This is a genomic window from Klebsiella sp. 141153 (assembly GCF_032601995.1).
GTDB lineage: Bacteria > Pseudomonadota > Gammaproteobacteria > Enterobacterales > Enterobacteriaceae > Klebsiella > Klebsiella aerogenes.
In genome coordinates this window covers 1-1297 of the sequence record NZ_JAQIRJ010000025.1, presented here as the reverse complement: position 1 = coordinate 1297, position 1297 = coordinate 1, and the positions used below count along the sequence as shown (strand labels likewise).

Here is a 1297-nt window from a genome sequence, read left to right as displayed (position 1 = left end):
CAGGGGCAGATGGAGACGCTGGCGGTGGACATGGGCTACTCCTCCGGGGTGCTGGCCATCTTCTATAAGGTGGCGATTGGCTCGGGTATCGCGCCGCTGGTGATCTTTATGGGCGTCGGGGCGATGACCGATTTCGGCCCGCTGCTGGCCAACCCGCGCACCCTGCTGCTGGGGGCGGCGGCGCAGTTCGGGATCTTCGCCACCGTGCTCGGGGCGCTGACGCTGAACTACTTCGGCTTCATCTCCTTCACCCTGCCGCAGGCGGCGGCCATCGGCATCATCGGCGGCGCCGACGGCCCGACGGCCATCTACCTGTCGAGCAAGCTGGCGCCGGAGCTACTGGGGGCCATCGCGGTGGCCGCCTACTCCTACATGGCGCTGGTACCGCTGATCCAGCCGCCGATCATGAAGGCGCTGACCAGCGACAAAGAGCGGAAGATCCGCATGGTGCAGCTGCGTACGGTGAGCAAACGCGAGAAGATCCTCTTCCCGGCGGTGCTGTTGCTGCTGGTGGCGCTGCTGCTGCCGGACGCCGCGCCGCTGCTGGGGATGTTCTGCTTCGGCAACCTGATGCGCGAAAGCGGGGTGGTGGACAGGCTGAGCGATACGGTGCAGAACGCGCTGATCAATATCGTCACCATCTTCCTCGGGCTGTCGGTGGGAGCCAAGCTGGTGGCGGACAAGTTCCTGCAGCCGCAGACGCTGGGGATCCTGCTGCTGGGCGTGATCGCCTTCTGCGTGGGCACCGCCGCCGGGGTGATCATGGCGAAGCTGATGAACGTGTTCAGTAAGCACAAGATCAACCCGCTGATTGGTTCCGCCGGGGTATCGGCGGTGCCGATGGCGGCGAGGGTGTCCAACAAGGTGGGTCTGGAAGCGGACGGGCAGAACTTCCTGCTGATGCACGCGATGGGCCCGAACGTGGCCGGGGTAATCGGCTCGGCGATCGCCGCCGGGGTGATGCTCAAGTACGTGCTGGCGATGTAGGCCGGCATCCTTCCCGGATAGCGGCTTACGCCTTATCCGGGCTACCGGTCCGCTCCGGTTTGTAGTCACGGTAAGCGCAGCGCCACCTGGGAGAGGTTCCCGGATAGCGGCTTGCGCCTAATCCGGGCGACCGGTCCGCTCCGGTTTGTAGCCCCGGTAAGCGCAGCGCCACCGGGGAGAGGTTCCCGGATGGCGGCTGGCGCCTTAGCCGGGCGACCGGTCCGCTCCGGTTTGTAGCCCCGGTAAGCGCAGCGCCACCGGGGAGAGGTTCCCGGATAGCGGCTGGCGCCTTATCCGGGCTACCAAACCA

2 protein-coding genes are annotated in these 1297 nt (G+C 66.3%); one reads left to right on the top strand and one right to left on the bottom strand.

Annotated elements, in window-relative coordinates:
* A partial coding sequence (locus PGS10_RS24880) for a sodium ion-translocating decarboxylase subunit beta (protein WP_316423631.1) occupies nucleotides 1-987 on the top strand: 987 nt, incomplete at its 5' end.
* Nucleotides 988-1012: 25 nt separating this feature from the next.
* Here the strand turns inward: PGS10_RS24880 and PGS10_RS24875 are convergent.
* The coding region (locus PGS10_RS24875; protein ID WP_316423630.1) for a hypothetical protein at nucleotides 1013-1297 on the bottom strand (285 nt) is incomplete at its 5' end.